This window comes from Acinetobacter sp. Li1LvA2 (assembly GCF_056156705.1).
The window spans coordinates 843,626-868,396 of record NZ_JBSICF010000001.1; the positions used below are offsets into that span (position 1 = coordinate 843,626).

General features: G+C 39.3%; 21 protein-coding genes. 3 read left to right on the forward strand and 18 right to left on the reverse strand.

What is annotated here, in order from left to right; translation table 11 throughout:
* Positions 1-55 precede the first annotated feature (55 nt).
* The 14 genes from ACS604_RS03920 to paaA form a co-directional block, all read right to left on the reverse strand.
* On the reverse strand, positions 56-5,209 hold the full coding sequence (locus ACS604_RS03920) for a DUF4011 domain-containing protein (protein WP_474770180.1): 5,154 nt from the start codon (positions 5,207-5,209) through the stop codon (positions 56-58).
* A gap of 198 nt (positions 5,210-5,407) precedes the next feature.
* Positions 5,408-5,791, reverse strand: a complete 384-nt coding sequence (locus ACS604_RS03925; RefSeq protein WP_440202205.1) for a PaaI family thioesterase — start codon at positions 5,789-5,791, stop codon at positions 5,408-5,410.
* A 75-nt stretch (positions 5,792-5,866) separates the two neighbouring features.
* Entirely contained in the window at positions 5,867-6,472 is a 606-nt protein-coding gene (locus tag ACS604_RS03930) for a DapH/DapD/GlmU-related protein (protein ID WP_440202206.1), read from the reverse strand.
* Positions 6,459-7,424: a phenylacetic acid degradation operon negative regulatory protein PaaX gene (paaX, locus tag ACS604_RS03935; protein WP_000062822.1), complete on the reverse strand. Its 966-nt coding sequence runs from the start codon at positions 7,422-7,424 to the stop codon at positions 6,459-6,461. Before paaX ends, ACS604_RS03930 begins: the two co-directional genes overlap by 14 nt.
* 53 nt (positions 7,425-7,477) lie before the next feature.
* Positions 7,478-8,767 carry a phenylacetate--CoA ligase PaaK gene (gene paaK / locus ACS604_RS03940; RefSeq protein WP_004702409.1) on the reverse strand — a complete coding sequence of 430 codons (1,290 nt, stop codon included), beginning with the start codon at positions 8,765-8,767 and terminating at the stop codon, positions 7,478-7,480.
* A gap of 40 nt (positions 8,768-8,807) precedes the next feature.
* A complete protein-coding gene (gene pcaF / locus ACS604_RS03945; RefSeq protein ID WP_114182637.1) occupies positions 8,808-10,016 on the reverse strand; it encodes a 3-oxoadipyl-CoA thiolase in 1,209 nt (402 codons plus the stop codon).
* A 12-nt stretch (positions 10,017-10,028) separates the two neighbouring features.
* Complete coding sequence (locus ACS604_RS03950; RefSeq protein WP_474770194.1) at positions 10,029-11,567, reverse strand: 3-hydroxyacyl-CoA dehydrogenase; 1,539 nt, start codon at positions 11,565-11,567, stop codon at positions 10,029-10,031.
* 2 nt (positions 11,568-11,569) lie between these two features.
* On the reverse strand, positions 11,570-12,361 hold the full coding sequence (paaG, locus tag ACS604_RS03955; RefSeq protein ID WP_474770196.1) for a 2-(1,2-epoxy-1,2-dihydrophenyl)acetyl-CoA isomerase PaaG: 792 nt from the start codon (positions 12,359-12,361) through the stop codon (positions 11,570-11,572).
* Positions 12,361-13,134, reverse strand: coding sequence for an enoyl-CoA hydratase-related protein (locus ACS604_RS03960; RefSeq protein WP_474770199.1), 774 nt, complete (start codon positions 13,132-13,134; stop codon positions 12,361-12,363). The genes paaG and ACS604_RS03960 overlap by 1 nt, the downstream gene beginning before the upstream one ends.
* Positions 13,135-13,142: 8 nt before the next feature.
* Complete coding sequence (gene paaE / locus ACS604_RS03965) at positions 13,143-14,204, reverse strand: 1,2-phenylacetyl-CoA epoxidase subunit PaaE (RefSeq protein ID WP_049836275.1); 1,062 nt, start codon at positions 14,202-14,204, stop codon at positions 13,143-13,145.
* A gap of 23 nt (positions 14,205-14,227) precedes the next feature.
* Entirely contained in the window at positions 14,228-14,728 is a 501-nt protein-coding gene (gene paaD, locus ACS604_RS03970; RefSeq protein WP_474770202.1) for a 1,2-phenylacetyl-CoA epoxidase subunit PaaD, read from the reverse strand.
* Between the two features lie 16 nt (positions 14,729-14,744).
* Positions 14,745-15,500, reverse strand: a complete 756-nt coding sequence (gene paaC / locus ACS604_RS03975; protein ID WP_174759748.1) for a 1,2-phenylacetyl-CoA epoxidase subunit PaaC — start codon at positions 15,498-15,500, stop codon at positions 14,745-14,747.
* A 12-nt stretch (positions 15,501-15,512) separates the two neighbouring features.
* Entirely contained in the window at positions 15,513-15,803 is a 291-nt protein-coding gene (gene paaB, locus ACS604_RS03980) for a 1,2-phenylacetyl-CoA epoxidase subunit PaaB (protein ID WP_000389648.1), read from the reverse strand.
* 32 nt (positions 15,804-15,835) lie between these two features.
* The gene (gene paaA / locus ACS604_RS03985) at positions 15,836-16,774 is read right to left on the reverse strand and encodes a 1,2-phenylacetyl-CoA epoxidase subunit PaaA (RefSeq protein ID WP_004793398.1); all 939 of its coding nucleotides are present in this window, start codon (positions 16,772-16,774) and stop codon (positions 15,836-15,838) included.
* 265 nt (positions 16,775-17,039) lie between these two features.
* On the opposite strand from paaA, the gene paaZ reads away from it, so the two are divergent.
* On the forward strand, positions 17,040-19,142 hold the full coding sequence (gene paaZ / locus ACS604_RS03990) for a phenylacetic acid degradation bifunctional protein PaaZ (protein ID WP_353154814.1): 2,103 nt from the start codon (positions 17,040-17,042) through the stop codon (positions 19,140-19,142).
* Positions 19,143-19,186: 44 nt separating this feature from the next.
* Here paaZ and ACS604_RS03995 read toward each other — a convergent pair whose 3' ends face one another.
* Positions 19,187-20,566 (reverse strand): L-serine ammonia-lyase, encoded by a 1,380-nt coding sequence (locus ACS604_RS03995; protein WP_353154817.1) that lies wholly within the window; start codon positions 20,564-20,566, stop codon positions 19,187-19,189.
* A 353-nt stretch (positions 20,567-20,919) separates the two neighbouring features.
* Between ACS604_RS03995 and ACS604_RS04000 the strand changes: the two genes are divergently transcribed.
* Positions 20,920-21,828, forward strand: a complete 909-nt coding sequence (locus ACS604_RS04000) for a DMT family transporter (RefSeq protein ID WP_353154820.1) — start codon at positions 20,920-20,922, stop codon at positions 21,826-21,828.
* A gap of 356 nt (positions 21,829-22,184) precedes the next feature.
* Complete coding sequence (locus ACS604_RS04005; RefSeq protein ID WP_353154823.1) at positions 22,185-22,808, forward strand: hypothetical protein; 624 nt, start codon at positions 22,185-22,187, stop codon at positions 22,806-22,808.
* A gap of 74 nt (positions 22,809-22,882) precedes the next feature.
* Here the strand turns inward: ACS604_RS04005 and ACS604_RS04010 are convergent, their stop codons facing one another.
* The 3 genes from ACS604_RS04010 to ACS604_RS04020 form a co-directional block, all read right to left on the reverse strand.
* Positions 22,883-23,317, reverse strand: coding sequence for an I78 family peptidase inhibitor (locus tag ACS604_RS04010; protein ID WP_443272148.1), 435 nt, complete (start codon positions 23,315-23,317; stop codon positions 22,883-22,885).
* A 159-nt stretch (positions 23,318-23,476) separates the two neighbouring features.
* Positions 23,477-23,944, reverse strand: coding sequence for a redox-sensitive transcriptional activator SoxR (gene soxR / locus ACS604_RS04015; protein ID WP_174741631.1), 468 nt, complete (start codon positions 23,942-23,944; stop codon positions 23,477-23,479).
* A gap of 199 nt (positions 23,945-24,143) precedes the next feature.
* On the reverse strand, positions 24,144-24,437 hold the full coding sequence (locus ACS604_RS04020; RefSeq protein ID WP_013198273.1) for a hypothetical protein: 294 nt from the start codon (positions 24,435-24,437) through the stop codon (positions 24,144-24,146).
* Between the last annotated feature and the right edge of the window lie 334 nt (positions 24,438-24,771).

Genomic DNA, 24,771 nt, shown 5'->3' on the forward strand with positions numbered 1-24,771 from the left:
AAACGAGATCTGGCAAAAAAACAGATAAGGTCACCCTTATCTGTTTTTATACAATTTAAGCCACATCTTCTTTAGATTTTATCTCTTCTAATACATTTACCAATTTAGTTAAGTTTTGCTCTGGATCTAACCACCAATCTACTGTCCAAACCGATAAAACTTCCCAACCTAGTCCATTTAAAACAGTTGGTCTCAGCTGATCACGGTCTCGTGCGGTAGCTGCTTTAGCATAGTTTTCACCATCCACGATAATACCAGCAATATAACTACCCGAATTCAAATCATCCTTAATAGCTAGATCTACACAACTATCGCCCTGACCTATTCCAAGGTCCACACTCCAGCCTTGTTCTTGCAGCTTAGTTTGTAGGTACTGTACGAATTCTTTTTTGCTCTGCTGTTTACTTTGATCAGAATAATTTAAATGCAACTGACCACTTCGAGCAAAAATGAGGAAGTCTTTTAGATCCCTTACCCCTTCGCTATTGGTACGTGCCAAGTTAATTTCTTCTGGACTCAAGGCAGAGAAAACATGTAATCCTTGACGGGCACGAGTAATTGCTACATTTAAACGGCGCTGTCCACCTTGACGGTTTAACGCACCAAAATTCATTGATAAGCGACCATCCTGATCTTTAGCATAGGTAATTGAGAAAACGATAATATCGCGCTCATCCCCTTGTACATTTTCTAAATTCTTAACGAATAAAGGTTCAATGCCTGATTTACTCAATGTCTCTAACTCAGGATGATTTGCCAGTTCATTATCCAGTAAATCTTCAATCAGCTTTTGTTGGGTCATATTGAAAGTTACAACACCAAGAGTCAGAGGGTTCTCCTGTCCTAATTGTGACTGTAAATGCTGAATAATAAATTCAACAATTGCTTTCGCTTCATTACTATTGGTACGCGTATCGCCTTTATCATAGACACCCTCAACCATATGCAGTTTTACAGCAGTATCTTTAGCAACAGGTGCAGGGAAAGTAAATAAACCACCTTTGTAATATTTCTGATTACTAAACTGAATGAGGCTTTCATAACGACTGCGGTAATGCCAGTTCAAAGCTAATTCTGGTAACTGAGCAGCAAGACATTCATCCAAAATACTTTCTAAGTCTTCAGTTACTTCCTCATCGACCTCTTCTTCAGAATCTCCTTTACCAAAGAAACTTGTTGGGGGCATTTGTTTATTATCGCCCACCACAATGGACTGCTTACCTCTCGCCAAAGCACCAATCGCATCCCATACAGGAATCTGTGATGCTTCATCGAAAATTACCACATCAAATTTTGCTTCAGTATCCAGATATTGAGCAACTGATAACGGACTCATTAATAAACATGGTTTTAACCCAACTAACACGTCAGGAATCTGACGCATTAATTCACGTACAGGAATATGACGGCGCTTTTTACCTAACTCTTTATTGAGAACAGTCCACTGAGCCTTATGTTTATCTTGTTCACTAAAAATAGCATTCCAACGATGAATAATCTCATGACTCGCAGCAAGCTGGTGATCTTTGTCTTGTTGTGCAAAGGTCTGGATTTTCTGTTCATGCCGTTGACTGTTGAACTGATTTAATTCAGGGTGTTGACTAAATTGATGAGTAATCCAGTGTCTCGCTAAATTAATATTCAAGCGCTTTAAAGCAGCATCCAGTTCCAATGGAGTATCTAAAAGTTCAAAGGCCAAAGGTTTTAACCCCTGTTTAATTAACTGGCTCTTTATAGCCTGCCAATTTAACCAATGTCTCCAAGATGAACTGTGTTGTTGCAATTGCTGCTGTCTTTCAATAATTTCATTAAAATTAATATCTAGGTATGGAGTAAATTGAACATCATTTTTCAGTGCGTGATCATTTAGCAATTGACTGAATGTATTTTCCACTTGAGCTATGTTTTGTTTTATTTCATCCAAACTATTATTTTTACTAAATTCTACGGCTTTTAATAAAGTTGCTTGGTCTGTAATTGTTGATGCAACTATTTGCTTAATTTCTTGCCACTGATTGTGAATAGCTTCAAAACTTTGCCATGCGCTATCTTCACCCTGCCAGTAAGGACCAAGTTTACTTGCCAACTGATTTTCACATTCAGTGAACTGTTTTTGTTGACTTTGGATATGTTGCAAAATTGGTAAGTCATGTGCAACCGCCAAAGCTGTAGGACGTTGAGTAGAGCTTTGATAAGTTTTGACTAAGTTTCTCAGCTGGAACTTAGCGAACCATGAGAATGGGAAAATTTTTGATTCTGCTTCACGCCATTTAAAGGCAATTTGACTTAAATCTGCTTGATAAATTTGAGATTGATATTGTCCAACCAACGAAGAACGCTGCTGTCTTAAATCTTGGACTAACTGCTTCGCTTGCGTAATAGTGTTTAAATCTAAATCTTTAATAATACTTAGTAATTTTAAATCGGTTTGCTGAACAAGAGCAGATAATGCCGTAAAAATAGAAACATCATGTTTAACCTGACTCAGATTTTGCTTTTCACCAAACCCGAAAACTTCTTGCCAAGTAGAAACTGAATTTTGCAAACGTTGTATCTGGTCTACAAGTTGATCTTGTAATATCTGATATTGTTCTTGCCATGCTAAGCTCCAAATCGGCTCAGCCAAACCTTCTGCAAAACCATTCAATATATCTTTCGCATTTCCGTTGACGAGCTGACGTAAACCTATGGCTTGTGTCACGGTCTCATTCAGTAGCTCACGTTTTTCTGCTGTCAATGTTGCAATACTGATATCAAGAAAACGTAAATGCGGTGTATCCCGATAACGAAGTTCATCACTCATTGCTGCATACAAACTCCAACCAATAGGATGTGGTGTATGCAGGTTTTTTACATGTTGATTCAGCTCATCACGGGTTTGAATGAGTCTGTCTGAGAGTTTCTGCCATTCTGTTGTTTTAGGTTGAGCACTTAAAAAGTAAGGATCATTATTTTTCTGCGCTCTTTCTCTCAGTTGATCGAGTACTTCCATTTTTTGAGATTTTGATGAGTGTAGCTGCAAGCACAGTTCACTTAAGCCAATTTGTGTCAAACGGCGATAAACGACTTCTAAAGCAGCCATTTTTTCAGAGACGAATAATACCGATTTACCATCTGCCAAACATTGAGAAATCATATTGGTAATGGTCTGTGACTTACCTGTTCCAGGGGGACCTGATAACACAAAAGTACGCCCCAATGCCGCGGACATGACTGCCGCTAACTGCGAAGAGTCAGATGATAATGGCGTAAATAATTGTTGTGGCTTATATTGTTGGTCTAATTGAGCAGGTTGCGGGAATTCATCTTGTTTAATAAAAGGTTCCCGTGGGGATTCAATCAGATGATTTACCACAGATTGATTTTTTAGTTGATCCATCCGTGAAGACAAATCAAGCCACATTAAATATTTTGAGAATGAGAACTGACCAATTGCAGCCTCAGCTTTTACTTCCCATCCTGCTATATTTACAATCGCCTTTCGTACAATATGTAAAACCTTATTAACATCTATGCCGGAATCATCTGTTGGTAAAGGATTTAAGCCCGCAATATCAAGTTCAAAATCCTGTCTTAATAATTGTAGTAAAGTAGAGTTAAAACGTGGCTCATCATCATACATAAATAGACGATAGCCTGTTTTAGCTGTCTCACGTGTAATCTGTACAGGAATGAGTAGTAACGGTGCCTTAAATGTACGTTTTGAGCGTTCGGACTCTCTCCATTCAAGAAAACCAACCGCAAGAAATAAGGTATTGGCCCCTCCTTCTTCTAATGCAGTACGCGAAGCACGATAAATCTCAACTAAACGCTTGGTTAATGTGCCACTATCTAAAGAACTAAATAGTAATCTTCTTGCAAGGCTCTCATCTACATACTGATAAATATGCTGACTTTCATTTTCTCGTTGTACTCCTTTAAGAGAAATAGTATCAATACTTCCAAAGAAAAATCCCTCTTGATTTGCAAGCGTATCTTCAAGCTTACCAAGCGTTTTCTCAGAACACTGTAATGGGATGCTGTAACGATTATCTTTAAAATTTAATAGCTTGTTTCTTAGACTTAAATCTAACAAACGCCGTAACCAGCGATCTACTCTTGTCACTTTATTTTCGGTTGTCTGTGCTTCTACACCATACGCAGGGGTAGAAGTAGGTATCCATTCAACCTCTGTGTCATCCACATAACTTTTCTTGTCTTGTAATGTAGAGATTGGCTTAATTCCTCGTAAGCGAGATTGTCTCACATCTATTGCAAAATAAAATTTCTCAGCAACATCATTAATATGAACTAATGCAGCATCAAGAGCTTTGTTAAGTTTTGCTTGTTGGGTTAATAATGTTGTCTCAATAAAAACTATTTCCCCTAACACATTTCTTTTTCTAAGTGCTTGAACATCATCAATAATCAGGTCAATATTTGGAGTTTCACTCAACCAGACACCGAGGTACGCATGTCCCTCTTCAATAATAAGTAAAGTATCTAAACCAATTTGTTCAGCTAATGCGCTTAATAGCAATGTTGTATCTAAACAACATGCTAGCTTTTCTTCAAAAATTTGTTTCACTAAACGTACACGTTGCCCGCTTTTAACAAAGCTTGCTGGACTAACAATATAATGAATGTCTTGTTCCAGTAAGGACTCCCAAATTGCGTTCAACTGAGATAAAACAGAATCTCTATCTCGATCCAAATACCCATTTAATGAACCTAATTGTTTTGATTTTAGAATTTCACTCGCTTTAACAAGAATTGGACTAAGTGCTGAAGCATTAGGTTGTGAAAAACTTGCCAACAACTCAATTGGCTGACGTTCTCCGCCCCAAGTATCAATGGTCAATACATCGATTTCTATCTGTTGTTCTGCTAGTAGTTTTTCATTTTCATTTAACCAAACTACTTCGATACTTCCTTTAATATTCTCAGGTATCTCTTGCAATAATTTAATATCAAAAGCTAATTTTGGTTTATCAAGAGCCAAGACTTGATTGGCTTCCAAACTCGCGATATTGATGATGTGTTCTTTGAAATACTCAGGATTAGAACGAATAACGATTCGAGAACCAGAAATTGTTTCAGTTGAAGAGATTAGAACTTGTCGAATAAGGGGCACTGAATTTTGCTGTAAAACAAAGTTCAAAGCTGATGCACAATCAACCTTTAATGAATATTCAGGATTAGGTTGTTGTTTATTATCAATTTCTGGCACTATTGCCCCCTTATCTATTTTATTAAATCTAATTAAAGACGTATTTAAAAAACTAAAGTTACAATATTAAATGATATATGTCTTATTTTGAAATTAAACAAACCGCAATATTGAAATAAACAGCAAGTTCTTGCTGCGTTACTATGTGTTGATTCAGCTATTTTATTTATATGACATGAGACTCATAACCTCATAATATTACGGCGCAAGTCTGTAACACGTAGATGTAAATAAAGCGACTCTATTATTCAAGCCATCTGTTATCACTACTTCATAATGCGCAAATTTTTTACTACTTCCGACCTTGGTTGCCGTTGCAAATAACATTCTATCTTTAACACCGCTCATATAGCGAACATCTGCCTGTAGGCCAGTATATGGCGCATCCCCTGCATTACAAGCCATCGCAAAAGCAATATCGGCTAAAGAAAATATGACACCACCATGCACCCCGCCCAAGGCATTCGTGTGTTCGTCTTTTACATTAAGCTTGCAACGCGCCTCATCAAAACTGCGATGCAGCACTTCAACACCTAATAGCTCTGCGAATTGATCAACCGCAGTATTTTCCATTTTTTGCACAGACGTCTCCCTACTCGTGCGAGTATTCCTTAAGTATTAAACCTATGTGTATTGAAATCGACTAATTAAAAGTCGTTAAACGCTATCTTGTTTAATCTGATAGTTTGAAGAACTAAAGTCCTTATAGGTCAGGCGGTCATCCGACTCTGAGCTTAATGGCTGAACTTCTTGCATTGAGTTTAAGCAGCGCTGTGCAAGCTCAATGTATTCTTGCGTGCCTCTAGTTTTCCACTTTTTTTCTTGTTCTGACAAATCACGTGTAACCTTGGCAGGACTGCCCATTGCCAATACATTTGCCGGAATAATATCTTTGGTTTTAACTAAACTATTTGCACCAATAATGGTGTTTTCACCAATTTCGGCATAGTCCAAAATTACGCTGTTCATGCCGACCAAAACATTTTTTCCAATACGACAGCCATGCAAAATTGCCCCATGCCCAATGTGCCCCATTTCCTCAACTAACGTCACACTTTGTGGAAAACCATGTACGGTGCAGTTATCTTGTATATTGGCATTTTGCTTAATATGAATACGACCAAAATCGGCACGCAATGAAGCAAATGGCCCTACATATACACCCGCTTCAATAATCACATCACCAATTAAAACAGCGGTTGGATGTACAAAAGCCTCTGGGCTGACGACGGGAATAACACCGTCAATACTATAACAAGGCATGATTTAACCTCTCATTTGTCGCAACCAAACCTCCGAAACGGCGCCAATAGTGTGCTGTGGCATTTGGCATTGGTCCTTCTGCTGTTGCGGCAACAGACAAGAAGTATTCATCGGCAGGTTCAAATACTTTTTTATAAATATTCATTGATAACGTTCGTGCACTAATCGCAGGCCAGTCAGTTGGCAACAATTCAAGCGGTAATGCAGGGTCTTTCAACAAAATCCGTCGATAATAATGAATCAGCAAAGTTCGAATTTGAAAGGCCTGAACAGGTTCGAGTTGTTCGTTTTCCTGCATCAGCAACACGCCAATTTCTCTAAAAATATCGAGAAACTGTAGATATCTTTGGCGCAATTCATCGATTGGCCAGTTGGTTCTGAGCATACGTCCAATGGTATCGACCGAATTATTAAAGAGCTGCAAGGTTTCGGCTTTAAACACCACCACTTGCTCACTCATATTTAAGTCAACCAACAAGCGTTGCAGTTCAATACGGTTACAACCCGGATAAGCCATTAAGTTTGTCGAAATATTGGCAAATCCTAACCATTCGAGTTCTTTCTTTAACAACGCTTTATTTTCAGTGTCGAGGCTAGACATCAGAATAAGATCCCAATAATGATCCCACTCTTTCATCTGGTCGTTATAAATGCGTTGCTCTGCTTGCAAATAAGTCGAACGGCTCGAATCGGTAATGCGATAAAAACTGGTTCTGCCGATTTTGTCCGAACATAGCCAATCATTTTTAACTAAACGAAAAACAGAGGTTCTTACAGCGCGGTCATTAAACCCAAACAGCTCTAATAACTGAATCAGGCTCGCAAGACTAATGTTTCCACCCCGATGAAGTACTGAATCTCCAAAAATTGTCGAAATAAGCGAAGTTCCACTTAAGGTTTCATTCTTTACAACAGAATCAATTATTTGCTGTATTTTTGCACTCATACTCATGTCTTGGCGTTTAGTTTCAGGGTATAGATTCTATACCCTGAATGATCTTGATGTTAAGCAATCTGACGCATATCGATTACCCGCTTTGCCTTGCCTTCCGAACGAGGTAAGGTCGCTTCTGTCACAACTTCTACAGTAACGCTAATCCCAATCATGGTTTTAATACGTTTCATCAACTCCTGAGCAAGTTGATTGGCCTGTATATTACAGTTATGACACATCTCTGTACGAATATGCAAAGTATCCATATGGCCTTTTTTAGTCACCAAAATTTCATAATTTGGAACTAAATGCGGAACTTGCAAAATTTGCTCTTCAATCTGAGTCGGGAAAACATTCACACCGCGAATAATGAGCATGTCGTCACTACGGCCCACAATTTTATCCATCTTACGCATTGCCAGATTTTCTCCAGCGAGTAAACGGGTCAAATCACGGGTACGGTAACGAATAATTGGCAAGCCTTCTTTGGTAATGGTCGTAAAGACTAACTCGCCAAGTTCGCCATCTTTACAGACTTCACCCGTTTCAGGGTTAATAATTTCTGGGTAGAAATGATCTTCCCAAATGGTTAGCCCTTCACCCTCGCCTAAGCACTGCATGGCAACGCCCGGCCCCATCACTTCAGACAAACCATAAATATCGAGTGCTTTAATATTGAGGCGTTCTTCAATTTCACGGCGCAGTTCATTGGTCCATGGTTCAGCACCAAAAATACCGACTTTTAAAGACGTATTACGTGCAGTACCAAATTGCTGTTCTAGCTTTTCAATAATACTCACGCAATACGATGGCGTAACCATAATTGCAGTCGGTTTAAAATCTTGAATGAGCTGAACTTGCTTTTCAGTTTGGCCGCCAGACATTGGAATAACCGTTGCACCTAAGCGCTCGGCACCATAATGTGCACCTAGACCACCAGTAAACAGTCCATAGCCATAAGCCACCTGAACCATATCTTTCGCGGTTAAACCTGCCATGCGTAAGCAACGCGCAACAATGTCCGACCAAGTATTAATATCTTTTTGGGTATATCCCACCACGGTCGGTTTACCTGTTGTGCCTGATGATGCATGTAAACGCACAATCTGTTCTTGCGGTACGGCAAACATCCCAAACGGATAGTTGTCTCTTAAATCCTGTTTAGTGGTAAATGGAAACTTCGCCAAATCGTCTAAAGTCACGAAGTCATCAGGATGTACACCCGCTTCATCGAACTTTTTCTTATAGACCGGACTATTTTCATATACAAAAGTCAGGGTTTGTTTTAACCGTTTAGTTTGCAGCTCTCTAAGCTCTGCAAGTGTTAATTGTTCAACATTATCCGTTGTAAGGCTGTCCATCGCCTATCTCCTCATTATGTAATTTTTAAAACCGTCTAAATTAATTTAAATTTTCCAAAATCAGTGCAACACCTTGTCCAACACCCACACACATTGTGCACAGTGCATAGCGTCCACCTCGTTTTTTTAGCTCACGTGTTGCGGTAATCACTAAGCGAGTACCGCTCATACCAAGCGGATGTCCTAACGCAATCGCACCACCATTTGGGTTCACACGTTCATCGTCATCTTTTAGACCAAGTTCACGCATACAAGCCAAAGATTGGGCTGCGAATGCTTCATTCAGCTCAATCACATCCATCTGATCTAGCGTTAAACCTGTTTGCTTTAAAATTTTCTGCACAGCCGGAACAGGACCTATACCCATATATTTGGGTTCAACCCCTGCACTTGCAATGCCAATTACACGTGCTAAAGGTTTTAAACCATGTGTATTTGCAAATTCACGGTTGGTAATTAACACACACGCAGCACCGTCATTTACACCAGAAGCATTTCCGGCAGTCACCGACCCACCTTCTTTTTTAAATGGGGCTTTTAGTTTTGCGAGTGCTTCAAGTGTCGTTTCACGCGGATGTTCATCGCGATTCACCACAATCACGTTTTTCTTACGGTCTGTAATCTCGACAGGCAAAATCTCATCGTTAAAGAAACCATTTTGTTGTGCCGCAGCGGTTTTTTGCTGACTACGCAATGCAAACGCATCTTGGTCTTCACGGCTAATTTGATATTTTTCAGCTACATTTTCGGCAGTTTCCGGCATGCTGTCAGTGCCATATTGTGCTTTAAGTTGCTTATTTACAAAGCGCCAGCCAATAGTGGTGTCATAAATTTCAGGTGTACGGCTAAACGCTTCGGTTGGTTTAGCTTGTACAAATGGCGCGCGGCTCATTGACTCAACACCACCTGCCAACACAAATTGCGCTTCGCCTGCTTTAATTGAGCGCGCCGCAAGTCCCACAGCATCTAAACCAGAAGCACACAGGCGATTGACCGTCATCGCTGGCACTGTATCAGGTAAGCCTGCCAAGAGTGTCGCCATGCGTGCAACGTTACGGTTGTCTTCACCTGCTTGGTTGGCACATCCTAAAAACACTTCGTCTACCGTATTCCACGGTAAGTTCGGGTGTTTATCTTTTAAATATTTAATGGGCAATGCAGCTAAATCATCTGCACGTACAGCACTTAAGGCACCTGCATATCGTCCAATTGGGGTACGAATAAAATCGCAAATTAAAACGTCTTCCATGTTGACTCCTGATTATGCAAATTCGGTCATATCACGTGAATATTGAGTAGCAATGTTTTGAGTTTTCGCTACGTATTGCTTGAGGTAGATACTCGCGCGATATTTTTCCTCTCCATACAGTGCATATAAGTTATTTAAGGTTTGGAGCACATAAGCGCCGCCCATTTGTGTCAACCACTGGTAAGGACCTTTAGGATAATTCACTCCATATTTCATGGCATTATCAATATCTTCCAGACTCGCAACACCATGTAAACTTGCTTCACAGGCTTCATTAATGAGTAAAGCGATGGTGCGTAAGGTTAACAGTGCCGGATGGTCTTTAATCCACATCACGCTAATACCAAACTGTGCAAAGTAAGCCTCAACTTTAGCCAGATCACTTGCTTCACAAAGCTCGTTATGACTGAGTACTAAAGCTTCCGCTTGTTCAAAATCATGATGCCAATCCATTAAAACCACTTTACGGCTTAGGTAATGAATATTGGCTGACTCACCTTGGCTTAAACGTAAGTCGATATCATCAATTTGAAGGATATTGTCATCACTCGCAGATCCGCTTTTTAAGCCTAAACGCGTTAAAAATGCAGGTAGCTGAGACCAAGTCCCTTTGAGCTGAATATGGGCATCAACGGGTTTGACAGTCACAGCTTTAGGCTGAAATGTCTCGTACTGATTTTTTTCGTTATAGCAATAAAAGCCTTGTTTTGACTTACGGCCCCAAGCGCCCGCATCGACTAATTCCTTTTGAATGAGGCTTGGACGGTAGCGTGGCTCGTAAAAAAACTCTTGGTAAACGCTTTGCGTCACCGAAAAGTTAACATCTTGACCAATGAGGTCTGTAAGTTCACATGGCCCCATCGCAAAACCGCCGCACTGCTTTAAGGCATAATCTAGCTGGTCGTAGCTAGTGACTTGTTCTTGTAGTGCTCTAAAGCCTTCTGCATAAAACGGACGTGCAATTCGGTTAACAATAAAACCTGGAGTCGACTTGGTGAGTACGGGAATTTTTTTCCAATTCAACATCAAGTTTTTTAAAGCCAAACATAAGCTGTTTGGAGTTTTTAAGCCTTGTACAATTTCAACCAGTTTCATGACTGGCGCAGGGTTAAAAAAGTGTAAACCTACCACGCGCTCAGGGTGAGTAATGCCAGCCGAAATTGCAGTCACTGAAATTGAAGATGTATTACTTGCAAAAATGGTTTGTACACTACAAATTTCAGCGAGTTGTTTAAATAAAGACTGTTTAACTTCTTTTTTCTCAACGACTGCTTCAATCACCAAGTCAGCATCACGTAGTGCTTCAACTTGATTGACCACCGTTAAACGCGCTAATGCTTCATCAGCTTGCTGTTGGGTAAGCTTGCTCTTTTCAACCAGCTTTTTAAACGTCTGCCCTAAACCTTGAACGGCTTGTTGCGCTTTTTGAGCGTCTAGATCATATAAAACAGTCGAGTGCCCGTTTACAATGGCTAACTGGGCAATGCCGATGCCCATGGTGCCAGAACCAATGACGGCAATTCGGGCACGAGATAAGTCTAAATCTGTCATGCTTAGCGCCCTTTAAAATTTGGTTCACGTTTATTCATAAAGGCTTGCACACCTTCACGATAATCTTCAGAACGTCCCGCAATACGTTGTAAATCACGCTCTAACAGCACTTGCTCATCAAAGGTGTTATTGCTTGATTGATGAATCGCTTTTTTAATGAGAGATAGACCAAACGTAGGTTGTTTCGCTAAACGTTCAGCAAGTTCAGTGACTTTTGTTTTAAGCTCGGCGTCTTCTACAACATCCCAAATCATGCCCCATTCTTTTGCGGTTTCTGCTGGGAGCTTGTCACCTAACAAGGTCAAACCCATCGCACGTGCATGACCTACAGTACGTGGTAAAAACCATGTACCAGCCGAGTCTGGAACCAAACCTAGGCGGCAAAATGCTTGTACGAAGTTTGCCGATTTGGCTGCAATCACTAAATCACAGGCCAGTGCAATATTTGCCCCTGCACCTGCTGCCACGCCATTTACGGCGCAAATAACAGGCTTTGGCATATTTACAATCGTTTTAATCAGCGGGTTATAGTAAGTTTCAATGGAATATCCTAAATCTGGAGCTTCAGCATTTGGGTCAACTACACGGTCGCCTAAATCTTGCCCTGCACAAAAGCCGCGACCTTCGCCACTAATCACAACACAACGAACATCTGGATTTTTGGTCCACAGGTTTAAAACCTCAGCCACTTCACGGTGCATATCAACGTTAAAGCTATTCAGTGCTTTTGGGCGGTTAAATGTCAGGTAGCCAACACCATTTTTTTCTTCAGCAATAATATTTTGATAGTCCATCACTCACCTCTAAACACTGGCTTTCTTTTCTCAAAGAAAGCATTAATCCCTTCGTTTCGATCTTTTGTAGCCGCCAGCCAGACAAAGTTTTGACGTTCAAACTTGAGTCCCTGACTTAAAGTCGTTTCATGAATACTTTTAATTGATTGTTTAATCACTCGAATCGCCAAAGGCGCTTGTTTGGCAATTTTGGCTGCAAGCTGAACCGCATATTCAACGGTTAATTCAGTCGGCACTACTTGGCTGCAAATGCCGTGTTGCTCTGCCTGTTTTGCCGAAATCATTTCACCTGTCATGGCCCAGCGCATGGTGAGCTGTTGTCCCACCAAGCGCGCTAAACGCTGTGTTCCACCTGCACCCGGCAACATACCCAAAGTAATTTCAGGTAAAGCAAAACGGGCATTTTCACCGCAAATCACCATATCTGAATGCAAAACCAGCTCAAACCCAGCACCTAAGGCATAGCCATTGACTGCACTAATCAGTGGCTTACTAAATGCATCAATTTTTTGCCAAAGCTTCGGGCGAATATCCAGTTGCAAAGACACGGCATCCATTGCAGCCAGCTCGCTAAGATCTGCTCCAGCAGCAAAACATTGTGAGTTACCCGTTAAAACCACTGCTTTAACTTGAGCATTATGTTCAGCTTCTTCGAGCAACTCGCATAAACACTGCAATGTTGCATTGTTTAAAGCATTTCTTTTTTCTGGACGGTTTAGGGTTAATAACAAAACACCGTCAGTTGCTGTGCTGACTTTGATTAACTCTTGCATGACAGCCTCTACTCATCAAAACTCAAACGAACATTTGAGCCTTTTGGTAAGGTTTGACAGCTCAGTACATAGCCCTTTTCAACTTCATCTTTTTCAAGGCTATAGTTAAGGAACATATCGACTTCACCAGAAACAACTTTACAACGACAAGTCGCACATACCCCACCTTTACAGGCATACGGTAAGTCAGCACCCGCACGCAAAGCCGCATCAAGAATACTTTCATCGTCCTGAGCCACAGAAACAATCAGCTCACGACCATCTAAAATGATGTTTACTTTTTCTTCTTTACGGTTTGCATCAGCTTCAGCACTACGTTTACGCGCTTGTCCTGTGTGGAAACGTTCGGTGTGGATTTTTTCTTTTGCAATACCATAGTTTGGCAAAGTGCTCTCTACGGCATTCATCATTTCATCTGGACCACAGGCAAACACATGATCAAAACTCGTTTCAAGCACATCAAAATCAAAAAGTTGTTTTAGCTTTTCTTCATCAATACGACCATTCATCAGCTCACTGTCATTGAACTCACGAGAAAAAATATTGATGAGCTGAAAACGTTCTTTAAACTGATCTTTCAAATCCATAATTTGCTCGGCAAACATGGTTTGTTTCCATGAGCGATTGCCATAGAGCAAGGTAAATTTTGCTTCAGGTTGTTCAAACAACACTTGCTTAACAATCGATAAAATTGGAGTAATACCACTGCCCGCAGCAACGCCTAAATAGTTTTGTCCGCCCATCTTGGCTGCTTTTTGAAAAAACACGCCTTGTGGTGGCATCACTTCAAGCACATCGCCTACTTTTAAATGGTCATTTGCCCAGTTTGAAAATTGACCTTGATCAATTTTTTTAACCGCAATACTGATGTCTTCTTTTGCCGCATAGCTACAGATTGAATAACAACGGCGGATTTCACCCGCTTCGGTTAAATGGCGAATGGTTAAGTGTTGACCCGGTTGAAATTGAAATTGTTCTTGTTGTTCAGGTACAACGTCAAATGCAATACAAATTGCCTGATCGGTTTGAGGTGTAATACTTTTTACTTTTAATGGTACAAATTGGCTCATGGCTGATTTCCTTATCTAAAGACTTAAATACATTTGAAGTAATCAAAAGGCTCAAGACAGTCCTGACATTTATAAAGTGCTTTACAGGCGGTAGAACTAAACTCTGTTAACAGTCGGGTATGTCGGCTTTTACAACGTGGGCACTCAACACCATCTTTTAAGTGAACGTGAGTACCACATTGATGCGCCAACCCTTCAGGTGGTGCAATGCCATAAACTTGTAGTTTCTTTTTACCCGCTTCAGACATCCAGTCCGTGGTCCATGCTTCTGATAAATCGACCATGACTTTGACTGGTGTCAAAGCTTCTGCGGTAAAGGCTTCAGCAATTTGTGCTTTGAGCATATCTGTTGCTGGGCAACCGCTATATGTCGGAGTTAAACGAACAATAATTTCTTGTTGTTCGTTAATCTCTACACCGCGAATCATGCCTAAATCGACAACAGATAAAACCGGAATTTCAGGGTCACTTACCGTTTGTAGAACATCCCAACATTGGTCGATGCAATGACGAATCATTTGCATGGCTCACCTCCTTGTCTTACCAGGTCATTCCCGGATAAGTTCTTTGAATACATTGCATTTCAGCCAATAAATAACCCAAATGCTCGGTATGCAATCCTTGTTTCGCACCACGGCGATAAGCACCGTTCACAGCAACATTTAATTCAAAACGCTTAAGCTCATCTGCAATGGTTTGGTTCCATTGTTCTTTTTCATTTGAAAAATCTGGAATCACACCTTCTGCAACTAGTGCTTGCTCGTCTGCACTCAGTTCAAATAATTCAGCGGTAAAGCGCCATAAATTATTTAAACCGTCTTGCACACGTTGATGCGCTTCATCTGTGCTTAAACTTAAACGTTCCATCCAGCTTGTCGAAAAACGGATGTGATATTTCACTTCTTTTAAAGATTTCACGGCAAGTGCGCTTAATTCAGGAAGCGAGCTTTGCGTTAAAGCCGTCATTAAATGAAGATGATAATGGTCCATCAACCACTGACGTACAATCGTTTGCGCAAAATCACCATTGGGTTGTTCACACAACAATAGGTTTAAAAACTCACGCTCAGTACGGAAATACGCAAGCTGATCTTCATCACGTTGAGCTTCATCATATTGACCAGCCAACGTTAGAAAGTTTCTTGCCTGACCTAATAAGTCCAAACCGATGTTTGCTAAAGCAATATCAATTTCAAGCTCAGGTGCATGCCCGCACCACTCAGCCAAACGCTGCGATAAAACCAGTTGACTGTCGCCAATATGTAATAAGAATTTAGATAAAACTGACTGATTCATGTGCCATTCCCCTTACATGTGCTCAATGCCGTCTGGGATATGATAAAAAGTCGGATGACGATAAACCTTATCTAATGAAGGATCGAAAAATTCTGCTTTTTCATCTGGCTGTGATGACTTAATCAGTTCGGAACGAACCACCCAAATGCTGATTCCTTCATTGCGACGTGTATAAACATCACGCGCATGTTGCAATGCGATTTCATCATCAGGTGCTCTTAAGCTGCCTACATGACGGTGGCTTAAACCTTGTTTACTACGTACAAATACTTCGTAGAGCGACCAGTTGTTTTTATCTTCCATTTTGATTTCCTCAAATTTTTCCATAAATCTTGTTAAGCCACTTTGTTCGCTTCAAGCTGCTGTTTTTTCGCATAGACCACGGCTGCATCACGAACCCATTTGCCGTTTTCCCATGCTTTACGGCGTGCTTCGATACGCTCGTGATTACATGGTCCACGTCCAGCAATCACTTCATTAAATTCGTGCCAGTCGATCTCGCCAAACTCGTAGTGACCTGTTTCTTCATTCAGTTTTAAATCTGGGTCTGGAACTTCCAAGCCAAGCTGTAAAATTTGCGGCACCGTGTTATCAACAAACTTTTGACGTAATTCATCGTTACTAAAGCGTTTGATTTTCCATGCCATGCTTTGTGCGCTGTTTGGAGAATGCTCGTCACTTGGACCAAACATCATCAGTGCTGGCCACCAATAGCGATTTACCGCATCTTGTGCCATCTGTTTTTGTTCTGGTGTACCGCCTGCTAAAGCCATCATGGCTTCAAAACCTTGGCGTTGGTGGAAACTTTCTTCTTTACAGATACGTACCATTGCACGTGCATATGGCCCGTAAGAGGTACGGCAAAGCGCAACTTGGTTTACAATAGCTGCCCCATCGACAAGCCAACCAATTGCAGCGACATCTGCCCAAGTCAAAGTTGGATAGTTAAAGATTGATGAGTATTTCATTTTCCCATCAATCAATTTTTCCATCATGTCATCACGGTCAGCACCTAAGGTTTCTGCCGCACTGTACAAATACAAACCATGACCTGCTTCATCTTGTACTTTCGCCAACAAAACTGCTTTACGTTTTAAAGTCGGCGCACGAGTAATCCAGTTCCCTTCAGGCAACATACCTACAATTTCAGAATGGCCATGTTGCCCGATTTGACGAATCAATGTTTTGCGATAGGCATCAGGCATTTGATCCTTAGCCTCGATCGTAATTTCATTGGCAATATTTTGTTCAAATTTCTGGTAGTTGTTTTCCATTCTTTCATTCCCTGTAGGCATCGCCCTTAAATCTATTTTTCGATACACCAAAAACAAAGTCAATCACTTTTTTAGTATCAAATTAAATACAACCAATAATTTGAAATTAAATATTTGAAATTATTAAATTTAAATCAATTGTAAAAAACCTTTTTACTTTTACAAATCAAAATAAAGTTGACTTTTTGACAAATTAATCTGAAATTATGAATCATATTTTTGCAATTTTTATAATTGATGTATCACATAAAAAAGGAGTTTGGTCATGCTTGAACAAGCACACCTAGAAGGAACCTCAACTGACACAGATTTTCAGCAGTCTGAGCATCAACTGCCTCACCTTGCTTCTTATGTCTATGGAACATGGCATTCGACGGGCGAAGAACTACGTCCTGTTTACCATGCCATTACGGGTGAACCGATTTATGCCGTAAGTAGTCATGGCATTGATATGAAACGTGTTGTTCAATATGCCAAACAAAATGGTTCAGAATTGGCTAACTGGACGTTTCATCAACGCGCTAATGCTTTAAAACAAATTGCCCAATATTTACTGGAACGTAAGGAAGAGTTTTATAAGCTTGCTTATGCAACAGGTGCAACTCGTAAAGATGCATGGATTGATATTGAAGGTGGCATCCAGACATTATTTGCTTATTCAAGTTTGGTTCGCCGTGAACTCAATGACGAAAAAATTATTACCGAAGACAGCTGGATTCAGTTATCTAAAAATGGCACTTTTGGTGCTAAACACATTTTAAGCCCTAAAGCGGGTGTTGCCGTTCACATTAATGCTTTTAACTTCCCAATTTGGGGAATGCTTGAAAAGATTGCACCAACGCTACTTGCAGGTGTGCCATGTATTGTGAAACCCGCGACTGATGGTGCTCAATTAACTCAAGCGGTTGTAAAAGCCATTGAAGAAGCACATGTATTACCAAAAGGCTCGCTACAACTCATTTGCGGGCAGACTTATGACTTGTTAGAACAGTTAGGCCCACAAGACTGCGTTACGTTTACAGGTTCTGCCTACACAGGTCAAAAACTACGTAACCACCCTCACCTCAATAAATACTCGATTCCATTTAGCATGGAAGCTGACTCGGTAAACAGCGCAATTTTAAGCCCTGAGGCAAATGAGGAAACTGTCGATTTATTTGTGCGTGAAGTCTTCCGTGAAATGACCACAAAAGCAGGTCAAAAATGTACTGCGATTCGTCGTGCATTTGTTCCTCAAAACTTGTTAGCCAATGTACAAGAGAAGCTCACTGCCAAACTTGCTAAAGTTGTGGTGGGTGACCCTCAAAAAGAAGAAACCACCATGGGCGCTTTAGCGAGCATTAAACAAAAACATGATGTTGCAGAAAAAGTTGCCGAGCTTAGCAAAGATGCAAAAATCGTTTTTGGTGGCAACGAGACCTTTACGTTTAATGCAGATCATCCTGAAAAAGGTGCTTTTTTCGCTCCAACTTTATTGCTCTGCGAACAACCTTTACAAGCAACAAATGTTCATACCACAGAAGCTTTCGGTCCTGTATGTACCCTCATGCCATATCAAAACATTGAAGAGCTTAGCGATCTTGTTTCACGTGGTGAAGGTAGCTTAGTGGCTTCAGTCGTTAAAAATAACGATGAAAATATTGAACAGATTATTCAAAAAATTGCACCTTGGCATGGCCGTGTGCATGTACTCGATGCAGAGTCGGCAAAAGAAAGTACAGGACATGGTTCACCACTGCCTCATCTTGTACACGGCGGTCCTGGACGTGCAGGTGGCGGTGAAGAGTTAGGTGGTATTCGCGCCGTTAAACACTACATGCAGCGCACTGCTATTCAAGGTTCTCCAAATAGCCTGACACAAATTACCCACTCGTGGACTGCTGGCTCGAAAGTTAACGAAGACCGTGTTCATCCATTTAAAAAGTCTTTTGATGAGTTAGTGATTGGTGAACGTTTATTAACGGCACGTCGCACAGTAAGCGAAGCAGATATTGTCAACTTTGCTGGTTTAAGCGGTGACTATTTCTATGCCCATACCGACAAAATTGCAGCTGCCGAATCTTTCTTTGGTGAGCGTGTTGCACATGGCTACTTCATTGTATCTGCCGCAGCTGGTCTATTTGTCGATGCAGCACAAGGCCCTGTGATTGCCAATTACGGTATGGACAACTTACGCTTTGTTGAACCCGTTAAAATTGGTGATTCGATTCAGGTTGAATTGACCTGTAAGCAAAAAACGCCTAAACCACAAAAAGATCCGTCTCAGCCTGCGCATGGTGTTGTGGTGTGGGATATTAAAGTTAAAAACCAACGCGGTGAACTTGTCGCAACTTACGACATTTTAACTTTAGTTGCTCGCGAGGCTTAATGTTTAAAATGAGATGGGGTCACCTCGTCCCCATCTCATTTTTTTTAGCACTCAATTGCGTTAACAGCGAGGCCACCTTTTGAAGTCTCTTTATATTTTTCAGACATATCTTTGCCTGTTTCCTTCATGGTTTGAATCACTTTATCTAATGTCACAAAATGCTCACCTTCATCATGAAGTGCCATTTGTGCTGCATTAATGGCTTTTACGGCTGCAATTGCATTTCGTTCAATGCAAGGCACCTGAACCAAACCACCAATCGGGTCACACGTTAAACCCAAGTTATGTTCAAGCCCAATTTCAGCCGCATGCTCCACTTGCTCAGGTGATGCTCCTAAAATCTCGGCTAAACCAGCCGAAGCCATCGCACATGCTGAGCCAACTTCTCCCTGACATCCTACTTCTGCACCAGAAATAGAAGCATTGAGTTTACATAAAATGCCAACTGCGGCCGCACTTAGAAAAAAGCGAACAACTTTGTCTTCGGAAAAGTCTTTAGAAAAAGTCACGTAGTAATATAAAACTGCTGGAATAATTCCAGCTGCCCCATTTGTGGGTGCAGTCACTACTCGGCCACCAGCAGCATTTTCTTCATTTACCGCTAAAGCAAATAAATTGACCCACTCCATGGCGTGAAAAGTTGTCACAATCAGGTTTGAATTTTTCTTATTTAATAACTTATCGTGAATTTTTTTAGCTCGACGTTTTACGTTTAATCCACCTGGTAATATCCCTTCATTAATTAATCCGTTGTGAATACACTGCTGCATCACTTTCCAGATGTCCATAATTTTGCTGCGAATCTCAGTTTCACTACGCAAACTTTTTTCGTTTTCAAGCATTAATTCACTTATCGATAAATGATGAGTTTTACATAAGCTTAAAAGTTCAGCCGCACTGTGAAATGGATATGGAACTTTAACGTCATTGGTTTCAGATTGGGTTTGTGTTAATTGTCTTTGACTAATAATAAAACCACCACCAATCGAGTAATAGGTTTCTTTATATAAGATTTCTTCCCCGTCGTTATACGCAATCAGCTCCATCGCATTGGGGTGATAAGGCAAAGACTCATCTAAAAAAAGTACATCACGTTTATAGTCAAAAGAAATACTCTTTTGCTGATTAAGCCGGATGGCATTATTTTCAACAACATCTTCAATCAAGTTTGTAGTTGCTTGCGTATCGATATGTTCAGGGTCAAAGCCCATTAAGCCTAAAAGAATAGCCTTATCTGTCGCATGACCAACACCGGTTGCTGCAAGCGAACCGTATAACTTCACCTGAACTCTAACCGTGTTTTGTAAATCATTTTGTTTTAATAAATCATCCACAAAACTGTATGCTGCTCGCATGGGTCCAACTGTATGGGAGCTAGATGGACCAATACCAATTTTAAAAAGATCAAATACACTAATAAACACTGGGTCCTACCTTCAATTCATTATTATTCGTATGTTCGTCGTTATTGTGTCCTTTCGGATGACATTAAAATTATCATTAAGCTGTCCATAAAGCACTGAAAATAAATGTGTCATTGCCTAAAAACAACGCAATCAATACTGAATTTACTATTTTTCAAATAGTAGATTTTTCTATTAAATTAAATGATAAATTCTTCAACAAAATTATGTAATTTGCATATACTGTTGCATTAAGACGGACAGTCGTCAAAAAAGTTCCTATCCATTCAGCTGAGTTATTCTTTACAAGATCAATCATTCTTTTCTTGTAAAAATTGTGCTGCATAAAACTTTTAAAGTTTGAGTCACTCCATATGAACGCGCCAACAGAAACAAAATTTTCCCTGACTTATTATACGGGTTTCTTATCTGTAATATTTGCTGCATTTTTATGGGGTACTGCTGGTACCGCTGCGTCTTTTGCAAAAGGCATTAGTCCAGTCGTGATTGCGACTATATCTGTAGGTTTCGGAGGGTTAATTCACACTTTTTTAAGTTTAAAAGCGATTAGGAAAGATTACCAAAAGCTTTTCGACTATAAAACGAAAGTTTTTATTGCCGCAGTTGTCTCTATTCTTTGTCCTTTTGCATTTTATTCATCTGTCTCGTTGGCTGGTGTTTCCATTGGTACCGTCATTTCAATTGGCTGTGCCCCTTTGTTTTCGGTCATGCTCGAATGGTTATTAGATAAACGTAAACTCTCTTTAAAATGGCTCATTAGTTTTATTTTAGGTTTTTTAGGAGTTGTCTTACTCTCCTATTCAGGCGAACATAGTCATCAACATCAAGGGATTCAGTCAGAACGTCTTTTAGGCGTATTTTTTGGCTTACTTTCTAGCCTGAGTTATGCAACATATTCATGGATTATGAAAAATTTAATTCATGAAGGTGTCGACTCAAGAGCTGCGATGGGCGTGATTTTTGGTATTTCAGCAGTTCTTTTATTACCTACGCTATTTATTACAGCAACTCACCTATTTGATTATCCAACGAATCTTTGGGTAGCACTTTATATTCCCATCGTACCTATGTTTTTGGGTTATCTATTTTTTAGCTTTGGATTAAAACGTATTCCTGCGAGTCAAGCCATGACTTTAGCACTCGTTGAAATTCCCGTAGCAACTTTATTAGCGGTGCTATTAGTAGGTGAAAGCCTAACATTTAGCAGTTATTTAGGCTTAATCCTAATTTTCTTATGCGTTATTGTTCTCACTAAAAAATAAAATTCAAGTAACAGATAAAGATCACAAATTTAAAAATTTTCGGCACAAATCAAAAATTAATCTACAGTGTCGAAAATCCATCATCTGGACTGTTATCAATTACAGTCCGATTCTCTCTTTTAAGTCGCTTAAGAAACAATCACGAAACATTAGCCATTAGTCGTACGTCCCTATTTTTATTCATTTTTGCTGGTAAAGTGCTTTACATGGTTTGATACAACCTACTTAACTCAGATGCATAATTCACCTGTTCTTGCATCTGATGTTTTTCTGCCTCTAGTCCGCTAGAGGCTTTTTTTATTATTGATTTAAATGCTGATATATTAAATTTCTAGACATAATGAAAGACAAGAAAAATGGATCGAATTTTCAAATTAAGTATTTTAAGTTTTCCTGTTTTATTGTTAAGTGGTTGCATTGGCTGTTATAACCCGACTGGCTGTAATCGAGATGATTCCCCTTATTTCTATACAAAACAAATCACTCAAGTCAAAGGCGTAACAGTTCCTGTTGGAACAAAACTGGTTTATAAATCTCAAAAGTCCAAACAGAAAGATGAGCAAACTGCACCACTTAAAGAAGAACATATAACCGGAATAAAGCTACCAAAAGATAGCGCTATGCTTTGGGGAGGAATGCCTACTAATCATCTCCTTCAATTTGCTAACTCTGAAATGCAGGGATTTACAGTCTACCGAGCACAAGGAACTCCCGCTGTATATTCCAATCAATTTTTAAAACTCTGGAAAGAATGTGATAGTGATTTAGATGTTTCTATCAAAAATAAAAATGACTGGAGCTTTAATCCTTCAAATATGAAAATTATTGGATGTGGAATTAACTATCAAGAAAGAGCTTCATACAACACCAATAATCCAAGCCAAGATAAAGTTGATATTTTTCTCATCAAAATTAATCACGCTTTGCAACAACTGCCCCAACAAAAAGAGTATCCAGTCATTCATTATTCCCAAAATTAAAGTCATAAAAAAGCCTGCATCTCAACAGGCTTTTTTACTTCAAGATTTGGTTTAACAAACTTTAATTAAACAAATTAACCACAAGTTGCCTGAGTAATTTTCTTAGAAGCAGGATCAATAGTGACTGTAACTCGGTTTGTACGATAATCCATTGTCATTGGTTGACCAGGAGCCACTTTACGCACAATCTCTGATTGAGTCTTTTGTTTAATTTGATCATCAGTCAGACCAGATTGCCCCACTAATTTTTGAGCTTCTTCTGCTATACAGTTCGCTTGGTTATCACGGAATAATTTCCATTCTTCGACGACTTGGCCATTTGGTAAATGACAATACCCAACCTGACCATTTGCTTCATTTCTAATTTCTAATTTCCCACCTTGTTCAACACAATATTGACTAGCTGGGTTTGGTGAACCAATTTTTGGTGGAGTTGAATCTTTATGTTGTACAGACGAACAAGCCGTTAACGAAACAAGCGCTAAGCCAAGAAAGATCATTTTTTTCATAATTTTTTGCTTCTTACTAAAAAAACTAAAGATATCAAAAAAATTCATGTTCCATATGACTTGCTTACAATAAAAAACTCACTTGAATGTTCTAGCAAAATAAATTTAATTTATTGGAAATTAAGATATTCCCAATTAAAAGCCATTTTTTGAACTATTCTATTCAGGTCTTTCTAAAATCCGGGCCCCTGATCCGTCTTGTCCTAAAATATCTTCAGGATTTCTTAATGGACATTGCTCTAATGATAAACAACCGCAGCCAATGCACCAGTCCATTTCGTCTCTTAAGCGAGTTAGTTTTTGAATTCGATCATCTAAATTTTCTCGCCAATGACTCGATAAATCCTTCCATTGCTTAGCTGATAATTTGCTACCAATCGGATACTGACTTAAAGCTTCTTTAATCTCATTTAAAGGAATACCTACCCTTTGAGCAACTTTAATAATCGCAATATATCTTAAAATAATTAAGGGATACCGACGTTGATTACCATTCGTTCTTATACTTTTTATAAGTCCTTTCGCTTCATAAAAATGAAGGGTTGAAACAGGAACCCCGCTCCTTTTTGCAACTTCACCCACAGTCAAAACGCGACTAGGGTCAGCTTTTTTATTTTCACTCATCACATTTGACCTCAACTTTACTTGAGGTTTATAAGAGTACGTCTTTGTTTTGTCAAATAAATAACAGAGGTTTTGTTATATGTTATGAGCCGCTTTTATCAAGCTATGGTTCTTATCTGTAAAAACAAAAGATAAAAAATGAATCTGATGATTAATCCAGTTCAATCTATAAAATAACTTGCTATCAGTTAAATTTAAGTAATTAGTTTTGTAGAGTACACGGACATCCACAAATCCAAAACATATTGTACACGAAAGGCATTGGAGCGCCTAAGGGATAGACTTTAATTTGCTCGATCTTATAAGTTTTTTTACGTGATTCAATGTGAAGTATATTATCGTGACGTGCAATCACAATTCCCTTTTTATATAATTTTTTCCTTTCATTCTTTGCGTCAAATTTATATACCAAAAAGTAAACTTTTTCTCCTACGCTAATCTTTGAATGATTAACCATAATGTAACCGTTACAATACTTACATTGCCAATCTTTCATATCTCAAATTATCACACGCTTAAATTAAAAAAACACACTGAATTTTATAGTATAAATTTATTAAAGATATAAATCTAAAGAAATACTTTAATTGAAAAAATAAGGTTTATTTGTGACACATATCACAATAAAAACTTAAAATTATATTCTGATACATCAATCACTTATCAAAAAATATTTAAGGTTTATTATTTTTTAACATATAAAATCCACCCATAATTTATTTAATCATATAGTATATTTAACAATAACTTTAAGGTTAATTATAAAGATGACTTTAATATTTAATTCAATATTTAATTCATTATATTTAGCTTAGTACTAAAAATATTAA